The sequence below is a fragment of the Bradyrhizobium sp. PUT101 genome (assembly GCF_052043945.1).
Lineage (GTDB): Bacteria > Pseudomonadota > Alphaproteobacteria > Rhizobiales > Xanthobacteraceae > Bradyrhizobium.
This window is the reverse complement of sequence record NZ_CP197207.1, coordinates 7,123,509-7,143,111: the sequence shown is the minus strand read 5'-3', so window position 1 is coordinate 7,143,111 and position 19,603 is coordinate 7,123,509. Positions and strand designations below refer to the sequence as shown.

At 63.3% G+C, this 19,603-nt stretch carries 18 protein-coding genes and 2 pseudogenes; 13 read left to right on the top strand and 7 right to left on the bottom strand.

The window, feature by feature from the left end; translation table 11 throughout:
• The first annotated feature begins 3 nt into the window (after positions 1-3).
• From nosZ to ACSHT2_RS33735, 11 genes are all read left to right on the top strand, one after another.
• Positions 4-1,950 carry a TAT-dependent nitrous-oxide reductase gene (nosZ, locus tag ACSHT2_RS33785; RefSeq protein WP_440639375.1) on the top strand — a complete coding sequence of 649 codons (1,947 nt, stop codon included), beginning with the start codon at positions 4-6 and terminating at the stop codon, positions 1,948-1,950.
• Positions 1,951-1,982: 32 nt separating this feature from the next.
• Positions 1,983-3,320: a nitrous oxide reductase family maturation protein NosD gene (locus tag ACSHT2_RS33780; RefSeq protein WP_440642991.1), complete on the top strand. Its 1,338-nt coding sequence runs from the start codon at positions 1,983-1,985 to the stop codon at positions 3,318-3,320.
• A complete protein-coding gene (locus tag ACSHT2_RS33775) occupies positions 3,317-4,237 on the top strand; it encodes an ABC transporter ATP-binding protein (protein ID WP_440639373.1) in 921 nt (306 codons plus the stop codon). The genes ACSHT2_RS33780 and ACSHT2_RS33775 overlap by 4 nt, the downstream gene beginning before the upstream one ends.
• On the top strand, positions 4,234-5,061 hold the full coding sequence (locus ACSHT2_RS33770) for an ABC transporter permease (RefSeq protein WP_440639371.1): 828 nt from the start codon (positions 4,234-4,236) through the stop codon (positions 5,059-5,061). Before ACSHT2_RS33775 ends, ACSHT2_RS33770 begins: the two co-directional genes overlap by 4 nt.
• Positions 5,058-5,630 carry a nitrous oxide reductase accessory protein NosL gene (locus ACSHT2_RS33765; protein WP_440639369.1) on the top strand — a complete coding sequence of 191 codons (573 nt, stop codon included), beginning with the start codon at positions 5,058-5,060 and terminating at the stop codon, positions 5,628-5,630. Before ACSHT2_RS33770 ends, ACSHT2_RS33765 begins: the two co-directional genes overlap by 4 nt.
• Positions 5,627-6,622, top strand: coding sequence for an FAD:protein FMN transferase (locus tag ACSHT2_RS33760; RefSeq protein ID WP_440639368.1), 996 nt, complete (start codon positions 5,627-5,629; stop codon positions 6,620-6,622). Before ACSHT2_RS33765 ends, ACSHT2_RS33760 begins: the two co-directional genes overlap by 4 nt.
• A 37-nt stretch (positions 6,623-6,659) precedes the next feature.
• Positions 6,660-7,049 (top strand): c-type cytochrome, encoded by a 390-nt coding sequence (locus tag ACSHT2_RS33755; protein ID WP_440639367.1) that lies wholly within the window; start codon positions 6,660-6,662, stop codon positions 7,047-7,049.
• 48 nt (positions 7,050-7,097) lie between these two features.
• Positions 7,098-7,325, top strand: a complete 228-nt coding sequence (locus ACSHT2_RS33750; RefSeq protein ID WP_440639365.1) for a hexameric tyrosine-coordinated heme protein — start codon at positions 7,098-7,100, stop codon at positions 7,323-7,325.
• Between the two features lie 103 nt (positions 7,326-7,428).
• Entirely contained in the window at positions 7,429-7,692 is a 264-nt protein-coding gene (locus tag ACSHT2_RS33745) for a hypothetical protein (protein ID WP_440639364.1), read from the top strand.
• A 223-nt stretch (positions 7,693-7,915) separates the two neighbouring features.
• On the top strand, positions 7,916-10,045 hold the full coding sequence (gene nirK, locus ACSHT2_RS33740; RefSeq protein ID WP_440639362.1) for a copper-containing nitrite reductase: 2,130 nt from the start codon (positions 7,916-7,918) through the stop codon (positions 10,043-10,045).
• 124 nt (positions 10,046-10,169) lie between these two features.
• Entirely contained in the window at positions 10,170-10,223 is a 54-nt protein-coding gene (locus ACSHT2_RS33735; RefSeq protein WP_440642990.1) for a hypothetical protein, read from the top strand.
• Positions 10,224-10,263: 40 nt separating this feature from the next.
• Here the strand turns inward: ACSHT2_RS33735 and ACSHT2_RS33730 are convergent, their stop codons facing one another.
• The 6 genes and pseudogenes from ACSHT2_RS33730 to ACSHT2_RS33705 all read right to left on the bottom strand — a co-directional run bounded on the left by ACSHT2_RS33730 (position 10,264) and on the right by ACSHT2_RS33705 (position 16,511).
• A complete protein-coding gene (locus ACSHT2_RS33730) occupies positions 10,264-10,593 on the bottom strand; it encodes a cupin domain-containing protein (protein WP_339036175.1) in 330 nt (109 codons plus the stop codon).
• 655 nt (positions 10,594-11,248) lie between these two features.
• Positions 11,249-12,673 carry a cytochrome c oxidase accessory protein CcoG gene (ccoG, locus tag ACSHT2_RS33725; RefSeq protein WP_440639359.1) on the bottom strand — a complete coding sequence of 475 codons (1,425 nt, stop codon included), beginning with the start codon at positions 12,671-12,673 and terminating at the stop codon, positions 11,249-11,251.
• Positions 12,674-12,682: 9 nt separating this feature from the next.
• Positions 12,683-12,997: a metal-sulfur cluster assembly factor gene (locus tag ACSHT2_RS33720; RefSeq protein WP_440639357.1), complete on the bottom strand. Its 315-nt coding sequence runs from the start codon at positions 12,995-12,997 to the stop codon at positions 12,683-12,685.
• Positions 12,994-13,503 carry a DUF2249 domain-containing protein gene (locus tag ACSHT2_RS33715; RefSeq protein WP_440639355.1) on the bottom strand — a complete coding sequence of 170 codons (510 nt, stop codon included), beginning with the start codon at positions 13,501-13,503 and terminating at the stop codon, positions 12,994-12,996. The genes ACSHT2_RS33720 and ACSHT2_RS33715 overlap by 4 nt, the downstream gene beginning before the upstream one ends.
• A gap of 10 nt (positions 13,504-13,513) precedes the next feature.
• On the bottom strand, positions 13,514-14,851 hold the full coding sequence (locus ACSHT2_RS33710) for a hypothetical protein (protein ID WP_440639354.1): 1,338 nt from the start codon (positions 14,849-14,851) through the stop codon (positions 13,514-13,516).
• A gap of 542 nt (positions 14,852-15,393) precedes the next feature.
• Positions 15,394-16,511: pseudogene (locus tag ACSHT2_RS33705) on the bottom strand (IS3 family transposase).
• 172 nt (positions 16,512-16,683) lie between these two features.
• On the opposite strand from ACSHT2_RS33705, the gene ACSHT2_RS33700 reads away from it, so the two are divergent.
• Positions 16,684-17,520: a hypothetical protein gene (locus ACSHT2_RS33700; RefSeq protein ID WP_440639352.1), complete on the top strand. Its 837-nt coding sequence runs from the start codon at positions 16,684-16,686 to the stop codon at positions 17,518-17,520.
• A gap of 892 nt (positions 17,521-18,412) precedes the next feature.
• Positions 18,413-18,652: a hypothetical protein gene (locus tag ACSHT2_RS33695; protein WP_440639351.1), complete on the top strand. Its 240-nt coding sequence runs from the start codon at positions 18,413-18,415 to the stop codon at positions 18,650-18,652.
• A gap of 187 nt (positions 18,653-18,839) precedes the next feature.
• On the opposite strand, the pseudogene ACSHT2_RS33690 reads toward ACSHT2_RS33695, so the two are convergent.
• A pseudogene (locus tag ACSHT2_RS33690) lies at positions 18,840-19,591 on the bottom strand (IS5 family transposase).
• Positions 19,592-19,603: the final 12 nt, after the last annotated feature.

Sequence of the window (19,603 nt, the reverse complement as noted above, 5' to 3'; positions counted from 1 at the left end):
ATCATGAGCGACAACGAAAATGGAAAGGGCGTCAGCCGACGAACCCTGCTGGGGACCACTGCCGCGGCTGCGGGCGTTGGAATCGCCGGCGGAGCTGTGATGAAGGACGGCGGCTTCGTCTCGGTCGCCGAAGCCCAGACCAAGGCTGCCGCGCCCAAGGCACCGCCGGCACGTCCGGCTGTGCAGAAGACGGAAGTCGCGCCCGGCGAACTCGACGAATACTACGTCTTCTTCTCGAGCGGCCAATCCGGCGAGATGCGCATCGTCGGCCTTCCGTCGATGCGGGAGCTGATGCGCGTTCCCGTGTTCAACCGCTGCAGCGCCACCGGCTGGGGGCTCACCAACGAAAGCCTCAAGGTGCTGACCGAAGGGCTGCAACCGGCAACCCGCGAATTCCTCAAGGCGCGCGGCGGCACGTTCATGAACGGCGACCTGCATCACCCGCATCTCTCGTTCACCGACGGCACGTATGATGGGCGCTACGTCTTCATGAACGACAAGGCGAACACTCGCGTAGCGAGGGTGCGTCTCGACGTCATGAAGTGTGACAAGATCATCGAACTGCCGAACCAGCATACTGTGCACGGACTGCGCGTGCAGAAATATCCCCGTACCGGTTATGTATTCGCCAACGGCGAGGACGGTGTGCCGCTGCCCAACGACGGCAAGGTCCTCGACGATCCCAAGCAGTATCGTTCGATGCTCAGCGCGATCGACGGAGACACCATGAAGGTGGCCTGGCAGGTGATCGTCAGCGGCAACCTCGACAACGTCGACGCGGACTACCAGGGCAAATACGCTTTCTCGACCTGCTACAACGCCGAGGAAGGCGTCACGCTGGCGGAGATGACCGCAAGCGAACAGGACTGGGTCGTCATCTTCAACATCAAGCGGATCGAGGAGGCCGTGAAGAAGGGCGACTTCAAGGAAATGAATGGCGTGCCCGTGATCGACGGCCGCAAGGGATCGGCCTACACGCGCTACGTTCCGGTCTCGAACAATCCGCACGGCATGAACACGGCTCCGGACGGCATCCACATCGTGGCGGCCGGAAAGCTCTCGCCCACCGTGACGGTGATGGATGTGCGACTGTTCGACCAATTGTTCGACGACAAGATCAAGCCGCGCGACGTTGTCGTCGCGGAGCCCGAACTCGGCCTTGGGCCGCTGCACACCGCCTATGACGGCAAGGGAAACGCTTATACGACGCTGTTCCTCGACAGCCAGATCTGCAAGTGGAACATCGACCTGGCCAAGCGGGCATTCAAGGGCGAGAAGGTCGATCCCATCCTCCAGAAGCTCGACGTACACTATCAGCCTGGCCACAACCACTCCTCGATGGGTCAGACCAAGGAGGCGGACGGAAAATGGCTGATCTCGCTGAACAAGTTCTCCAAGGATCGCTTCCTCAACGTCGGGCCGCTGAAGCCGGAGAATGATCAGTTGATCGACATCTCGGGCGACCAGATGAAGCTGGTCCACGATGGTCCGAGCTTCGCTGAGCCCCATGACGCCACGATCGTGCACCGCTCCAAGATCAATCCGATCTCGATCTGGGATCGCGCCGATCCGATGTTTGCTGACGCAGTCAAGCAGGCCAAGGCTGACGGCATCGACCTGGAAGGTGACTCCAAGGTCGTCCGCGACGGCAACAAGGTGCGGGTCTACATGACCTCGACGGCTCCGGCGTTCGGGCTCGAGCAGTTCCAGGTCAAGCAGGGCGATCAGGTCACCGTCTACATCACCAATATCGACGCGGTCGAAGACCTGACACATGGCTTCAGCATCGTGAACTACGGTATCCAGATGGAAGTCGCGCCGATGGCGACGGCATCGGTGACGTTCAGTGCCGATAAGCCCGGCGTGTACTGGTACTACTGCTCTTGGTTCTGCCACGCGATGCACATGGAGATGAAGGGCCGCATGTTCGTCGAGCCGAAATCGGTCTGATCGGGAGCGGCTCCGTGCATCTTCCGCTACGCATGCTTCCGGCGGCGCTCGTCGCCGCCGGATTGGTCGGCTCCGTCAGCGCGGAGACGCTGACGGCTGCGCTTGGCCAGCCGCTGCAGCCTCTGCTGGATCGCGCCGGTGACGGTGACGTGATAGAACTTGCTTCGGGGGAGTACAACGGCTCGATCCACATCGATCGTCCCCTTGTGCTGACCGGACACCCTGGCACCGTGCTCGAAGGCGGCGGTGCCGGTAACGTCGTGACGGTGACCGCGCCGGATGTGACCATCCGCGGCGTGACCGTCCGGGGCTCCGGGCGCGACCTGCAAGCGATGAATTCCGGGATCTTCCTGCAGAAGACGGCCGAACGCGCGAAGATCGAGGACAACCGGCTGGTCGGAAACCTGTTCGGTGTCTATGTGCATGGCGCCCGGGGCTCCCGCGTCGTCCGCAACGAAATCGAGGGACTGCGCGGCGGGCGTCTCAGCGAGGCGGGCAACGGCGTTTCGCTTTGGAATGCCCCCGACGTCACCATCGCGAACAACATTTTCCGCTACGGCCGCGACGGCATCTTCTCGATCTCCAGCAGCAAGGACCGCTTCCTCGACAATCGCTTCGAGCAGGTCCGCTTCGCGGTCCACTACATGTACACCAACGACAGCGAAGTCAGCGGCAACGCTTCGATCGGCAACCATGTCGGTTACGCCATCATGTATTCGAACCGCCTGGTGATCCGCGGCAACTCCTCCGATCACGATCGCGACTATGGATTTCTCTTCAACTACGCGAACTATGCCCAAATCGAGGACAACCGGGTCACGGGCGGCCCGCTGAGCCCGATGGCCCAGAGGACGGAGGACAGTCCCGCGGACGAGCGCGGCATGCTTCCGCAAGCCAACCGGGAGAGCACGCTCAAGAGCGGCCCGGAGAAATGCGTGTTCATCTACAACACCAATCACAACAAATTCCGCAACAACTGGTTCGAACGCTGCGCCATCGGCGTGCACTTCACAGCCGGCTCCGAAGGCAACGAGATCACGGGCAACGCCTTCGTCGGCAACGCCAACCAGGTGAAATATGTCGGCACCAGGAACCTCGACTGGTCGACCGGGGGGCGCGGCAACTACTGGAGCGATAATCCAGCATTCGACCTGAACGGCGACGGCATCGCCGACACCGCGTATCGGCCGAACGACCTCATCGATCGCGTGCTGTGGACGGCACCCGCGGCGAAGGTCCTGATCAACAGCCCCGCTGTCCAGGTCATCCGCTGGGCGCAGGCGCAGTTTCCGGCGCTGCTGCCGGGCGGCGTGGTCGACAGCCATCCGCTGGTGTCCCCACCGCAGGCCCGGGCGAAGGAAACGCGATGACCAGCACGGTTCGCGTCAGCGACGTCACCAAGGCTTATGGCCGGATCGAGGCCGTGCGCGATGCGTCGTTCACGCTCGATCAAGGCGAGCTGGTCGCTTTGATCGGCCACAACGGCGCCGGCAAGACCACGCTCATGAAGCTCATGCTCGGCTTGATCCGGCCGACCAGCGGCTCCATCGAGGTTCTCGGAGACAATCCCGCCGCCGGCGAATTCGCAGGCCGGCGACAGCTCGGCTATCTGCCGGAAAACGTCTCCTTCGACCCTGCTCTGACCGGCCGCGAGACACAGGCCTTCTACGCCAGGCTCAAGCGAGAGCCGGTTGCGAAGGGCCTGGAGCTGCTCGACGCCGTCGGGCTGGGAGCCGCCAGCCGCCGCCGGGTGAGCACCTATTCGAAGGGCATGCGTCAGCGGCTGGGGCTCGCGCAGGCGCTACTTGGCGAGCCGCGTGTGCTGCTGCTGGATGAGCCGACCACCGGTCTCGACCCCGAGCTGCGGCAGACCTTCTACGACATCATCGCACGGCTCGCCGCAGTCGGCGCGACCGTGCTGCTGTCGTCGCATGCGCTGACCGAGCTAGAGGAGCGCGCCGGCCGGGTCATCATCATGAACCGCGGCATCAAGGTCGCGGACGGATCGATCGACGACTTGCGTCGTCTCGCCCGGCTGCCGACCAGGATCCGTCTTAAGGTGGCTGGCCTCGCGCTCAGCGAGATGCCGCCCTGGGCTCCTCAAGACGCGACCTGCCGCCGGTTGAACGGCCACATCGTCGAGATCGACGCTGCGCCCGAGCGGAAGATCGAGCTGCTGCATCGCGCGACGGCCGCCGGCAATGCCGTCGAAGACGTCGACGTCGTCCCGCCGACCCTCGACGAGCTCTATGCTCATTTCCTCCGGCAATCGGAGCAGGCGCCATGAACGTCCTCATCATCGCCGCCAAGGAAATCCACCAGGCCATCCGCAATCGCTGGGTGCTTGCCGCAACTCTCCTGCTCGCCGGGCTTGCCCTGTCGTTGACCTTTCTCGGCAGCGCGCCGACTGGAAATGTCGGCGTTCGCACGCTCGACGTTGTCGTGGTCAGCCTGTCGAGCCTGACGATCTTTCTCGTTCCCCTTATCGCGCTGCTGATTTCGCACGACGCCATCGTCGGCGAGATGGAACGGGGAACGATGTTGTTGCTGCTGAGCTATCCGGTCGCACGATGGCAGGTGCTGCTCGGCAAGTTCCTGGGCCACCTCGCCGTCCTCGCCTTTGCGACCTGTCTCGGCTACGGCGCGGCGGTCGGAGCGCTGGCGGCGACGGGCAGCCAGATTGACGGCGACAGTCTTCTCGCCTTCGCGGCGATGGTGGGCTCCTCGGTGCTGCTGGGCGCCGTTTTCGTCGCGATCGGATATCTGGTCAGCGCGCTGGTGCGCGACCGGGGAACGGCCGCCGGCGTCTGCATTGGATTGTGGCTGCTGCTGGTGCTGATCTACGACATGGCGCTGCTGGGCGTACTTGCGCTCGATCAGGGACGCAGCATCTCGGCGGCCGCGCTCAACGCCATGCTCCTGTCGAATCCGACCGACGCCTACCGGCTGATCAACCTCACCGGATTCGCCAATGTCAGCACCTTCGCCGGCATGGCGGGCCTCGCTCAAAGCACATCCCTGACGATACCGGTCCTTCTGGCCGCCCTGCTCTGCTGGACGCTGCTCCCGCTGGGGCTGGCCACGCTCGCCTTCTCGCGGAGGGAGCTATGAGGCGCCGAACGATACTTCTCGCCTTGCTCGTGCCGTTCGCGCTCGCGGGTTGCAACGACAAGCAGGCCGCGCAGATCCCGCCTCCTCATCGGATGACGGCCGAGGACATCGGGCACTACTGCGGCATGAACGTGCTCGAGCACCCGGGACCGAAGGGGCATATCTTCGCCGCGAGCCTCATGGAGCCGGTGTGGTTCTCGTCGGCGCGGGACACGATCGCCTTCACCATGCTGCCGGACGAACCGAAGGACATCCAGGCAATCTACGTCTCCGACATGGGCAAAGCGGCCGACTGGGACAAGCCGGGCGCCGACAACTGGATTGAGGCGCGCAAGGCGCTGTTCGTGATCGAGAGCCGGGTCAAGAGCGGCATGGGCGGCGACGAGGCCGTTCCGTTCTCCGACCGGGCGGCGGCGGAGAAGTTCGCCGGTGAAAACGGCGGCAGGATCGTCGGCTTTAACGAGGTGCCGCGGGACTATGTCCTGGCCTCGGCGAACACTACAGGCGCATTTGCGGCCGACGAGACGGCGGAAGGCCCGCCGGGCGAACGACCGAGGAGGACGCCATGACGCCAACCCTGACGCGGCGACGCTTTATTCATATCAGCGCCGCGGCGGCGGGCCTCGGCGCGCTGTCCGTCGGAGGTCCAATTCGTGCAGAGGTCGCGCCGGTGATCTGGCGCGGCACGATGCTGGGCGCGGTTGCAACGTTGGAGATCCACGACGAAGACCGCAGCCGGGCAGAACGGCTGATCTCGCTCGCCTGCACGGAGGCGCGGCGGCTCGAGCGGCAGTTCAGTCTCTACATGAAGGATTCCGCCCTCGCCGAACTGAACCGGACCGGCATCCTCGTCGGCCCCGCCCCCGAAATGGTCGAACTGCTGGCGGCATCGCAGCGCTACTCGGCGCTGACCGAAGGCGCGTTCGATCCGACGGTGCAGCCCTTGTGGGAGCTTTATGCGGACCACTTTGCACGAGAAGGGGCGGATCCCGGCGGTCCGTCAACGGCGGCGATCCAGGCCGCGCTCCGGCGCGTGGGCCACCGCCGTCTGTCGGTCAGCCGCGACCGGATTGCGTTGCCTCACGGAATGACCTTGACCCTGAACGGGATCGCGCAGGGTTACGTGACGGACAAGGTCGTCGAGCTGCTGCAGGCCCAGGGCATCTCGCACAGCTTGGTGGACATGGGCGAGACCCGCGCCATCGGCGCGCGGCCGGACGGACGTCCCTGGGAAGTGGGCGTCGCCGATCCGGAGGTCGCGAGCCGCACCGCCACGATCGTTCCGATCGTCGACCGGGCGGTATCGACCTCGGGGAGCTACGGGTTCCGGTTCGATCCCGAAGGCCGCTTCAACCACCTGTTCGATCCGGCGACGGGAGGCAGCGCCCATCGTTATCAAAGCGTGACGACCGTCGCTCGAAGCGCCACTGCAGCCGATGCGCTCTCGACCGCGTTCAGCCTGATGCCCAAGGAGCGAATCCGTTCGCTGCTGCCATACGTCGATGTCGAACGCGTCCATCTCATCGATGCGGCGGGCAAGTCATCCGAAATCGCCATCTGATCGACCGACTTCGAACCAAAAGGAAAAGGAGAAATTGATGATCCGGACAGCACTTGTAGCCTTGTTTCTCGCAGCGGGTCTCGGCCAAGCCGGCGCTCAGGATGCCGCCGCGGGCGAGAAGGTCTTCGCCGTCTGCAAGGCCTGTCACCAGGCCGGCGACACCGCCAAGAACGTCGTCGGCCCGGTGCTCAACGGGCTGATCGGACGGAAAGCGGGATCGGTTGAGGGCTATAACTACTCGGAGGCCAACAAGAAATCCGGCATCACTTGGGACGAGGCCACCTTCAGCGAGTACATCAAGGACCCGAAGGCCAAGATCCCCGGCACCAAGATGGCGTTCGCCGGCATCAAGGACGAGCAGAAGATCAAGGACCTGATCGCCTACCTGCACACGTTCGACAAGGCGCCCGTCAAGCTGACGCAGTGAGAGCACTCCAGCCCCAATAGAGGATACGGCAAATAAAAGATACGGCATATGAGCGAAAATTGGCTACCGTCGTTGAAGACCGATACACCCCAGGCCCGCTTCGAACTGGCCGTAAAGCTCTCACGAATGGCGGTGAAGATCACGCAGCCATCGGACGAGGTCCGTACGCGTCTGCGGGCGGCTTATGAGCAGGACTCCGAGCAACTGATCGCAACATCCCAAGTGGTGGCCGTCCACTTTCAGACGGTCGCCGCCGCCAACAATTGGTGGCGTTGATGAGACGCGGCCATCGGGCCTGCACGGGAACCGCCCACACCGCACTCCGGAACGCCTGCTCACGTTCGCGGTTCGCTCAGTCATGGCACGAACAGGTGCAGCGATGAGAGGTCTCAGTACCGGTCAAATCGTCCTGCTGGTCGCCCTGGGCGCCGTATTGATCCTCACAGGCGTCTGGGCCGTCTCCGTGTGGAGTGCGAGCAGCGGCGTCGAGATGGGCAAGCACGGGTGGATCGCGCTGGGGCTAGGCACCTTCTTCTCGCTTCTCGTCGGGTGCGGGCTCATGGCCCTGATGTTCTTCAGTAGCCGCTCAGGTCATGACGACGCCGCCGATCCGTTCCGACGCCGGGAGCACCGCGACCCCTAGCAAAGGCATCACGATGTGCCCGGCGCACGAAATGAACCTCCGAGGACCGCGCTCCGAAGCCTGCTCCCGCGCCATCTGGCAAGGACTTCCGAAGAGCGACCTCTCATTTCCGCGGCTGTGCGGCTAATCATCCAACTACGGCTGCAACGAATTTCTGCCTTCGATCTCGTCCAGGCCTCGACCGATAAGGCGAGGCAAGCAAAGGAAGCCCGGGAGGACGCCGATGTGGGACACAGCCGCCGAGGCACTGCGCCGCTGGTCGATACTTGTGATCGGCCTGGTTCTGATCGTCGGCGGCTTTTGGCTAGGTCAGATGCTCTACTCTGCGGATCGCATCAAGCCGCAGAACCAGACAGTTTCCGCCGAGAAGTCGCCGCCCGACACCGGTCATCAGAATGCGCACAGCCCGCCGCCAGATCAGTCGGCTCCAAGAGCCAACGCCGACCCGCAGCGCGCTACATCCTCGCCCTCTACGGCCACGCAGACAGCTCAGACCGCATCGAAGCAGAATGCAGAGACCGAAGCGGCGAAACCGGCTCAAGCGCCCCACGACCCGCAGATGACGCCCACGCCGGCACCGACGACGAGCGGCCAGGCCGCTCCGGGCTCCAAGTCCCCCACGTCAGCCGCAGCGGCGCCGATCCCCACTGGTGGTGATGCCGCAGCCGGTCGACTTGTCTTCCGCAAGTGCCAGGCCTGCCACTCGCTTGATGCCGGGAAGAACATGCTGGGCCCCTCGCTCGCTGGGGTGATCGGCCGAGAGTCCGGTACGGAGCCCGGCTACAACTACTCACCGGCGATGAAGCAATCGAACCTCACCTGGGATCCTCCGACGCTCGCCCGGTATCTTGAGGATCCAGCAAAGGTCGTGCCGGGCAACAAGATGCCCTTCCCCGGCCTGAAAACGGATCACGACCGGGCCGACGTCATTGCCTACCTAGCAGAATCAGGTGCCGGCCAGAGTGCCGCCGGAACATCGGCCGCCCAGGCGCAACCGGCGCCGGCAGCGTCTCCGACTGGCGCGCCGCCCCCGAGCCGGCCGCAGAGCGCCACCCGCGCTGACATCGGCTACATTGCCGATGCAAAGTACACGCTACGGTCGGGCATCGCCGAAGGACGCATGGTCTATATCGGCGTCGGCGGTGCGATCGAGGGCAAGGTCAACCCGGTGCTGACCGCTTCCGAAGGTCAGGTGGTCCAACTCACGCTGATCAACGGCGAAGGTGCCGAGCACGATATCGTCTTTCCAGACCAGGACACGAAATCACCGCGCGTCACCGGCAAGGGCGCGAGTACCACCATCGCATTCAGGGCCACCAAGTCGGGCGACTTCACCTACTATTGCAGCGTTCCCGGACATCGTCTGGCGGGCATGGTAGGGCAGTTTATCGTTACGCCGAGACCATCACCGCAAACCGTCGTCGAGGCCGACATCTCGCGCGAACCGGGCGATCTGCCGCCCCCCATCGGCAAGCGTGATCCTCAGACGGTGCGAGTGGATCTGTTAAGTGTCGAGGTTGAGGGCAGGCTCTCCGAAGGCACCACGTTTGGCTACTGGACTTTCAACGGCAAGGTGCCGGGCCCGTTCATTCGCGTCCGCGTCGGCGACACGGTCGACATCCACCTGAAGAATTCCGCGGATAGCGCCATGATCCATTCCGTCGACTTCCATGCGGCGACCGGTCCAGGTGGCGGCGCAGCCGCGCTGCAGGTTGACCCGGGCGGCGAGAAATCGATGACCTGGAAGGCGCTGGTGCCTGGACTGTATGTCTATCACTGCGCCACGCCGATGGTCGCCGAGCACATCGCAAACGGCATGTACGGTCTCATTCTCGTCGAGCCGGAAGGCGGGCTTCCGCACGTTGACCACGAGTTCTATGTCATGCAGGGCGAGATTTATTCCGACATCGCCTTCGGCCAGCACGGCAGCGCCGAATTCAGTGTCGACAAGCTTCTCAACGAGCGACCCGAGTATTTCGTCTTCAACGGCTCAGTGGGAGCGCTCACCAAGCTGCATCCGCTCGAGGCCAAGGTCGGCGACACCGTGAGGATCTTCTTCGGCGTCGGCGGCCCGAACTACACCTCGTCGTTCCACGTCATCGGCGAGATCTTCGACAAAGTCTATAATCTCGGCGGCATGACCACACCCCCTCTCGAAGGCAACCAGACGGTATCGGTGCCGCCAGGGGGCGCGGTCATCACCGAGTTCAAGCTCGTCGTACCCGGCAACTATACGCTCGTCGATCACGCGCTCGCCCGTATGGAGCGCGGCCTGCTTGGCGTGCTCCACGTGGAAGGCTCGAAGAACCCGGACATCTACAACGGCGAGGTCATGCCGGGGATGGGTCACTGAGACGCCGCCGTTCGACATTCGATGAGCGACATTGGCTTCCTTCGCTGACACCGACCTTGCAGGCGGGCTTCAACCTGGCCGTCAAGCTTACCAGGAAGGAAGTGAAGACCATGCGGTCCTCGGCGTGATCGCGGTGCACTTGCGCACCGTCGCGGCGGCTAACAATTGGTGGCGCTGACGTCGCTCGCGGCTCTCGCCCAGCAGTCTTTGCTCTCCCATCAGGTTCCGAGAAGGATTGTCAGAAGGAGCGAGGAATCTTCGATGCCCTTTAGCGAATGGATCTCGCCGCCCGTGAGGTAGACCCACTCGCCCGAACTCAATGTGATCGAAGAATCCGTCAGACCAAGCGATATGCGCCCTTCCAGGCAATGAAGCATGATGTTGCCAGGCACCTTATGCGGCGGGATTTCCATTCCGGCCAGAACGATCAGCCGAACTGCCTCAAAATGCTCGGATTTGATGATGGCCGCAGTTTTCGCGTCCTTCAACTTGCCTCCAAGGGGTCGTAAATCGACGATCTCTCCTGGTTTCGCGTGTTGCAACGCCACGATGTACTCCCTGGTTCTGCCACTGGATGCGGACGCGCCGAGAACCCACAATTGATGCTATCGTTCCCGGCGACCAAAACTAGGTCGAACGGGACAGCTTGGACTGACAAGTCCGGCCTTGGTGGCCATTGCCGCCGGGCCCGGTCATGTCTCCGGGCCGACCGGCGGTTTCAGCCGACTATCGGCCCACTTGAGGGCCGCCGGGTCGTGCAGCGGATCGAATTCGCAGCGCGAACAGACGTAGTGATCATGACCGCCCGGGTCGGGCACTAGCTGCATAGGCCTCCCGCAAAGGGCACGCCTTCCGGATCGCCTGAAGGACAGACATCTGGCTTCCCCCTACCGTTCCATCTTAGTTGCGCGCCAGCCTCCAGCACAAGCCTTCCGCGGAAGGCCGTCGTGCGAAACGGACGTAGCGGGCCGCCGCACAGCCGCTTGGCGGCGTTTCCGGCATACCGATCCAGTGGTTACGCGAGGGTGGCGTCATGCAAGGGTCCTAAAGAGTTTCGCGCAGCGGCCGCGTGTTATGGCGGAGAAGGCACACCCGTTCATCAGACGCCGAAGCTCGCCCGCTCTCCGGGCGGGTCGCAGCGCCTAAGCCAATTCCTCGACATCTCTACGGTGAGGTGCCGCCGCTGTGGCCGGACAGCCAAGCCTACCGTTCGACGAATCGATCCGCTGCGGACACCGTGCTGCCGGTCTCATCTCGCGCGGTGAACACGATATCTCGCTGCCCGGGTTGCGCCGCCGTCAAGGTGAGTCGCAGCTGCCCCGACGCATCCGGCGCGACCTCGACCGGAGAGAGGCTCTCGTTGCCGACAATAGACAGCTTCGCGTCAATCCCGCCGACGGACAACGTGTACCGATGGGCACTCGCCGACTTGTTGAGCAGCTTCACCGTGTAGGCATTGCGTACCGAGCCGTCCGACAGGCGGACGGCGACCGGATCGCGGTCGTGCTGGACCGAAAGCGTCGCGGTGGTCTTCGTGCCGAACGCGACGCCGATCGTGCCCGCCAGCGCAACGCAGGCCGCGGCCAAACCGATCGTCTTCGGCCGCAGCAGATGGTTGCGAGAGGCCTCCTTGCTCCGCCCTCGCTCGATGTTGGTCCAGCTTTCGTAGTCGATCAGGCCTCGCGGGCGCCCGAGCTTCGCCATAACGCTGTCGCACGCATCGACGCAGAGACCGCAGTTGATGCAGGCGAAGTTCGGGCCTTCCCGTATGTCGATCCCGATCGGGCAGACAGCCACGCACTGGCCGCAGTCCACGCAATCGCCTGCCGGCTCCCCGCGGAGGCGCAGCTCGGCCGCCTTCTTCGCCGAAATCCGCTGCTCGCCTCGGTAATCGCGGTAATTAACGGTATAGGCTTCGGGATCCCAGATCGCACCCTGTAGGCGTGGCCATGGGCACATGAACGTGCAGACCTGCTCGCGCGCGAACCCCGCAAGTCCGTACGTCGTGCCAGCGAACACCGCGACCCAGGTGAGGACGTTGGCCGATACGTCGCCCACCATCAGACCGCTGAGCAGAGCCGGCGCGTCAGTAAAATAGAAGATCAGCGTGCCGCCTGTCGCCAGCGAGATCAGAAGCCAGGCCGCGTGCTTGGCGACGGTCTGTAAAGCCCGCTTCGCCGTGAGAGGCGCTCCGATCTTCTTGAGACGCTGGCGCCTGTCACCCTCGATCAAGCGCTCGACGAGCAGGAACAGATCGGTCCAGACAGTCTGAGGACATGCAAAGCCGCACCACAGGCGCCCCGCAAGCGCATTCGCAAGAAACAGGATGGTCGACGCGAGCACCAGAAGGCCGGTGACGAGATAGAGATCCTGCGGCCAGATCTCGACGAAGAACGCGTACAGACGCCCATTCGCAAAATCGAGCAACACCGCCTGGTCGGGCGCGTTCGGCCCGCGATTCCAGCGGATGAACGGCGTGACGTAGTAGATCGAGAGCGTCAGCAGCAGGATGGCCCATTTGAGCCTCCGGATCGGACCCTTGACGGCCTGCGGCACGACCGGCAGTCCGACGGCCGCAGCAGCCTTGGCCCTCGTCTTCGCGTGATCGATCTCGATGGTAATCGCCATCGCGCGCCGTCAGTTCACTGCCGCAAAGCCGAGCGAAGCCCGGACTGCCGGCGCGATGAGGTCGGGGGTCCAGGCCGGCGCGAAGGTCATCGTCACGTCGGCGGAAACGACCCCTGGGACGGCGGATGCCGCCGCCTTCGCCCCTTCCTTCAGGAAGGAGGTCGCTGGACATCCCGGCGTCGTGGCGGTCATCGTGATGCAGACTGCACCGCCTGCGACCGCAATATCGTAGACGAACCCGAGATCGACGATGTTCTCACCGAGCTCCGGATCGATCACGACGCGCAGCGCCTGGCGGACGCATTCGACCAGATGGTCCGTCATGATGGGGCCCTCACCGTGAGTTCGTAGGTAGCCCCGTCGGGTGCGAATCCGCCAAGCCAGCGGAAGCCACGCTTTTCGAGTTGCGGAAACAGGAACACCGGCTCACGCCGCAGAAGCGCCGAGAGCGTCTCGCCGGGGCCGAGCTGATCGGCCGCGGCCAGAATCCGGACCATCGGCTCCGGGGGCTCGAGGTCGCGATTGTCCAGTTTGACGCGGGGATCGGGCCAGGCGCCGAAGTCGAAGCCATTCGACGGGGCCGCAACTTGCGCGGCCTTCGCTGCCGCAGGCGTGAACAGCACTTCCCATTCGCCGCCTTCCATCGCGCTCGCCGAATGAGCGAAGCCCTTGTCGGCCATGACGGCGAACAGCGGGACCGGCTTGAAGGTCGCGTAAAGGCGCAGGCCCTGCCCTTCTTCCAGACGCTCGAGCGCAGCCATGATAACCGAGAACGGCTCTCCCCCGGCGCGTAGGATCGGACGGACATCGACGTCCAGGTAAGCGGTCATTGCGATCTCCTCATGTTTTGGCGAACAACAGATGCGGCGCGACGGCGCCCGCCGGCAGGCGCAGCGACGACGCCACGTCTTCCAACCGCCGGATTCGAATGATTTCGTGGATGATGCCGACGACGCCAACTGACATCGCGGCCGCGGCAAGCCGGAACGCGCTTGGATCTCCTGCCAGCAGCGCGATCGTACCCGCCCAGACGGACAGGTAGTAGATCGCGAACCACTTCGTCGCCCTCTTCTCCGCGGTCAGATCCTGAACGCGAGGCGTCGCCGCGCGTCCCATCACCGCCCCGTAGGTCTCGAGCCAGGTGAGAAACGCGACGATCTTGTAGAGCTTGGCGAGCACCAGACCGGACAGCCAGCCGAACACCGTAAGGAAGGCGAACGCGCCCAAATGCAGGAGCAGCGTCCCCATCGAAACGAGTGCGATCCCCAGCACGGCCGTCCCCGCCAAGCTGGCGAACGACAAGATTGCCATCCGCATATTGAGCTCAAGCTGCCGCCGCTTCCGATTCCGGAAGATGCCGGCGAGATCCCGCCCGTAGAGAGCGGCGCAAGACAAGCCGAGAATCGCGGCGACGGACAGCACGACATTCAGCCTCATCGCAAAACCGATCATCACGGCTCCGCCGCTCACGGTCGCCGCGACGGCAAGCGCGCCGGCCGCGAGCGTGAGGCGGCTCTGGCGGTCCTCCACATCAGGCGCCAACATGAACATGGCCAGCAATCGATAGCTGACGCCCATCGCCGTCAGCGTAAGCCAACCGCCGAGCCCGGCGATCGCGTGCAGCGGGATGCCGCGCGCCAGGACGGCCTCGCCCATCCGTCCCGCCCATCCACCCAGCGCGAACGCGAACACCGCACCGAACACGACGGTCACGCAGAGAGACGCGAGACCGGCGATGACGAACCGTGCAGATCCCGTCGGACGCCGCAAAGCCGTTAAACCCAAATCCACTACAACGAAGCCGAAGCCGCCGACGAGCAGCACGGCCCCGAACGGTAGGAGCCAGGGGGCGGAAGGCAGACGGCCGTTCAAAGCCATAAACCCCGCCAGCAGCGAGACCAGCCCCGCCGTCAACAAACCCAGCGCCGGTAGCGCCCATCGCTCGGAGTACAAGGGCGTTGCGACGAGGACAGGGACGAATTGGAACAGCGCTCCGCACATCGCGGTACTTAACCACCCGATACAGATCACATGCACCAGGACTAGCGTGTCCGGAGCCGCGACATCCGCTGCAGGATGACCAATGCCGGCGGCCATTAGCCCGAGCGCGGCAAGCAACCAGGTCAGCGCCGCGGCGAAGTAGGTCATGGTCCACCGGGAGATCTTGCCGCCGATCATGATCGTCTCTTCATCCGTCTGTCCGGCGCGGCAACGGCGCGCCTCAAAAGCCCCGTGCGTCCGGCGTGAGCGATTTCCGGACTTCCTGGCGGCAAGCTAATGGAGGCCCCGCGCAGATCTTTGCGATGTCGCAAAGACCGCAAGGTTTCGCAGCGCAATATGCGCGTGTGAAAATGTCGGAGTAGGGTGGATGAGAATTTTCGAAAGACTTCGGACGCGCGTCCGAGTTCCCGTGCACGAGGTTGGTCTTGACGAGTGCGAGCGCAGGAGGGAGGCAAAACGAGCAGAATCCTCGTTCTATTCGGCTTCGCACGAGCGCAACGAAACAGAAGACCCATGGGAGTCGATTCGCGACGTAGCTGAACAGTTACCCTTGCTCGGACATCAGGGGAGCCTTATCTCTTCTCTCCCTCGGCAAGCTTCTGGTGCCATCTGCGAGACCTGAGATGCGTCGGCCGGCGCGCTCTCCGCCTCGACCTCGCCACGCTCTTGCAGGCAGACGCAGAGGCACTTTGATCTTCCCCCAAAAAAGTGGACATGGATCAAGCCGATTTTAGCTCCATCTCGACCGGGCTGATATAGCCGATGGCCGAGTGTCTTCGGGTCTGATTGTAGAAGCCTTCGACGTAAGCGAAGATGTCGCGCTCGGCTTCATTGCGGGTCTCATATTGACGGTGATGGATGTTCGGTCTTGAGGGTGTGGAAGAAGCTTTCCATCGGGGCATTGTCGTAGCAGTCGGCTCTGCGGCTCATTGAAGGCCGGAAGCCGGCGGCTTGCAGCGCCTGGCGGTACTCGGTTGAAGCGTATTGTGTGCCGCGATCGGAATGATGGATCAGCCCGGGACCTGGTCTTTGCCCCTTGATCGCCATTCGTAATGCGGCGAGCGGCAGTTCTGCGCGCAGATGGTCCTCCATCGCCCAGCCCACGATACGGCGGCTGTACAGATCCATGACGGCCGCCAGATACAACCAGCCCTGGCCGGTCCAGACACAAAGGTGATGTCGGCGAGCCAGACCTGATTGCGCATGGCGGCCGAGAAGTTCCGGCCCAGCAGGTTCGGCGCGATCGGGAAGCCATGCCCGCTGTCGGTGGTGCGGCATCGCCGCGGTCCGGCGGAGATGGCTCGAATGCCATGATGGCGCATCTGCCGCTCGATCCGGCCACGGCTTGCATGATGTCCCTGGGCTTTGAGTTCGACATGAATGCGCGGGCTGCCATAGCGGCCATGGCTATCGAGATGAACCCGCTGGATGCCTTCCAGCAGCGCTCGATTAGCCAAGGCCCGGAGGCTTTCCGGGCGCGACCGCCAGGCATAGTAGCCCGCGGGCGAGACGCCGAGCACACGGCACATGACCTTGACCGGATAGTCCGTGCGGCGATCCTCGATAAAACGGAACCTCATGTCCGGGGTCCAGCAAAGATCGCGATCGACTTTTTTAAAATGTCGCGCTCCATGCGCAGCTGTTCGTTTTCCCGCTGCAACCGCGCAATCACGTCAGCTTGGTCCGCCGACGGCACCGCCGCTTGCGATGTGGGCGCCACGGCGCTGCCGCCGGCTGCCACCGTGCCCCGCTCCGCCACCCATCGGCTCAGCACGGAGCCGTCAAGCCCGAGCTCCTTCGATACCGACTTCGCCGAGCGGCCGCTCGACAAAACCAGATCAACTGCCTGCCGCTTGTACTTGTCCGAATAAGAACGTCGCTGCCGTTTTCGTCATCTGACACCTCTTGCTGTCTAAGCTATAGGTGTCCACCGATTTAGGGGAGGCTCAACTTTCCGCTTCTCTCAAGCAGGGTCGAGAACGCCGTGCGCGTTGATGCGAGGCGGCGGCATGGCGAAGGCGACCTTCTTCCTCGCTGCCGCACCTCGGGCATCGGAAGCTGACCTCGCGATGCGCCAGGATATTCCTCTGAGAGCCGACCGCCATTGGCCAGGCACCGCACTTGGGACATTTCACCAGCAGATCATTCGTTTCCAGCATCGCGACGGCTCCTCACCCCTGGGCCTCTACGGCGTGCAACGACGTCATGATGCAGCCGTTCCTCCAATCGGGCAGGCCAGGATCGGCGTCCATCCCACTGGCGTCGCAAGGTTCGCGCGTCCAAACTTCGATGCCGCGCGGCAGCATGCCGCTCTTCGCGTGGCGACGTGGCAGGGTAGGATGATGCGGTGCATACTGCGCACCCACATTACCCGCTTATTCCGGACAATGAAGAAATTCATCTGCGAGCAGAACATTGCGAATTTCGAGAGGCTGCTGGCCGAGACGAGCGATCCTTCGCTGCGGCGGACCGTCGATGGACTGCTCGCCTCGAACCGGCGCGAGCTCGCGCTGCTCGTGGCCGAGACGGAGCGGGCGCTGCGGTCCCGGTCTGGGCAGTCCGGCCAAAAAGCGGTCGACGCGATCGGTCTCCGCGAGCAGTTTTTGTCCGATTTCAACCGCTCGCCACATCCCTACATGCTGCTCGATCCAGGACCGGGACTACAGATCGTCGACATCAACGTGGCTTACGCAAAGGCGACGCTGACTGATCGCGGCAGCGTGGTTGGGCGGTCTCTCTTTGAAGTGTTTCCCGACCATCCGGATGAGCCCCTGGCGGACGGTGTCAGCAACCTGTTGCTGCACCACGTGGAGGGCGTGACGGACCAGGTGGCGTCCGAGCACTGATCCATCAACGAGGCACACTCCCGAAGTCGCCCAGCGTCCTGCCCGTCGTGCTGTTGACGAAGTGGAGCGACATGCAGGCCGGACAAGATACCGAGACGTAGCTGTCTTTGGGTTTCCGGGACTCGAGCGCCTCGTCATCGAGGCAAAGCTGGACGTTTATTCCCGTGCGCGGGCACTTGACCACGATCTGGCGCTGCATCGTCCCACTATGCTCCTTCCTGATCGTCCCGAAAATTGCGGATGACTACCTACGGTCCTCTCCGGAAGTTGAGACAGGCCAAAGCGAACTGGAGGGCAGCGTCTAGGATTGAACTGCATCAGGCGGTTCGGCGCCGGTGCGTCGCGAGGGGGAGCACGGACTTCTAGGCACTCCGGTCGCATCTCTCGGTCGCAGTGTCCGCGACCGCGAGGAGAGCCGGCTTTGACAGCGGCTCTGCCGGCGGGTCCTCTGGAACCAGCACTGGTGTTGCGGGTTGGACTGCCACAGCCCCGCAAAGACCAGGATGTTATCGCAACAGGTCCAGCCGGAGCACCGTCATGCCAGCAGACCTCCATCCCGATGACTGGCGCGGTTGGTGAGGTATGCGCTAGAGACGACGCGCGCCACCGCGGTCTGTCCTTTCCATGAAGACGTAATCGTTCGTATCGGCGACGACGCCGCAGAGAGCCACGCCTTGGAGCGGGCCAAGAGAATTCCAAAGAGCGACGGCTCAACTTGGGGTGGGCAAGCTCTCAACGATGAAATTGGACGCCAGCTTGGTGCCGCTGCGGACGGCTGCTGTCCGAAGTGCCAGGCCGCCCAGGGTACCGGCGCCTAACGGCCCTCAGAAGTCCCCTCGGAACCCCCAGAGCTGAACCCGTTGTTCTGAGCTGGACGAGGAGGAGTTTTGACATGTCTGTACGACTTCAGATCGCGGCGATGCTCTTTATGAGCGTCCAGGCAATGATGTTCGGAACAGGAATGCTTGTGATCCTCCTCACTCCGATCCAATCGAAGGCGATGGCGGCAATTCCGACGATGATCGCCGTGAGCGTCGTTGCGTCGGCCGCGATCGCATGGCTGATAGCGCCCAGGCTCCGCCAGCCTTATTGGCGCGCGAGAGGCGCTCCCGGCGACGCGATTTCCGGCTAGCCGTTGACTCAGCCGAGCGCCTGCCCCGCCAATTTCCCCTTTCTGCTCCGAATGGAGCGAGCGGACAGAGCCGGCAACGCCGTCGCCAATGAAGGTCCCATGCCGCGCTTCATCGTCAGCTTCATGAAGAAGGTCCTCGGCGAGAACGGTCAGATGGACGAGGGCTGCCAAACGACAGTCGAACTAGCTAGGGCGCGGACTCATTAGCGCTCAGCCAAACGCGGATTGATGCGAGTTTGACGAATGCTAGGTAGTTGGCCGCGAGTTTGTCGTATCGGGTCGCGACACGTCGACATTGCTTGATCTTGTTGAAGAACCGTTCGATCAGGTTTCGTGAGCGATACAGGTACTGGCTGAAGCAGATCGGGTCCTTTCGATTTCGTTTCGGCGGAATGTTCGCCCATCCTCTTTGCTGGTGGGCAAGCTCCCTGATCCAATCCGCGTCATATCCACGATCCGCGAGTAACATCGTTTGAGGGAACATCGTGCTGAGGAGAACCGAACAAAGCCGTTTATCGTGCGCCTCACCGGGCGTGAGGGCGAGATAGACTGGCAGCCCGTGGGTATCTACGACCGCGTGAATCTTGCATGACAGGCCGCCTCGCGACCGGCCCACATCTTGCTGATTGCCATTAGCGATGCAAGCTCCGTGCTGGTGCACGCGCACGATGGAAGTATCGATCATCTGCACCGTCGGGTCATGACCGGCGGCCAGCGCATCCATGATACGGTCCCAAATGCCGGCCTGCCCGCCACCGAACGAAGCGATTATAGAGGACCATAGGTTTCCGGCAGATCGCGCCAGGGAGCACCTGAGCGTAAAACCCAAAAGATGCCGTTCAGGACGCGCCGATCGTCAACACGGGGAATACCACGCGGTTTGTTTGGAAGGAACGACCTGATGGCAGTCCATTCAAAGTCAGTCAGTTCATACCGCATGATTCTAGACTC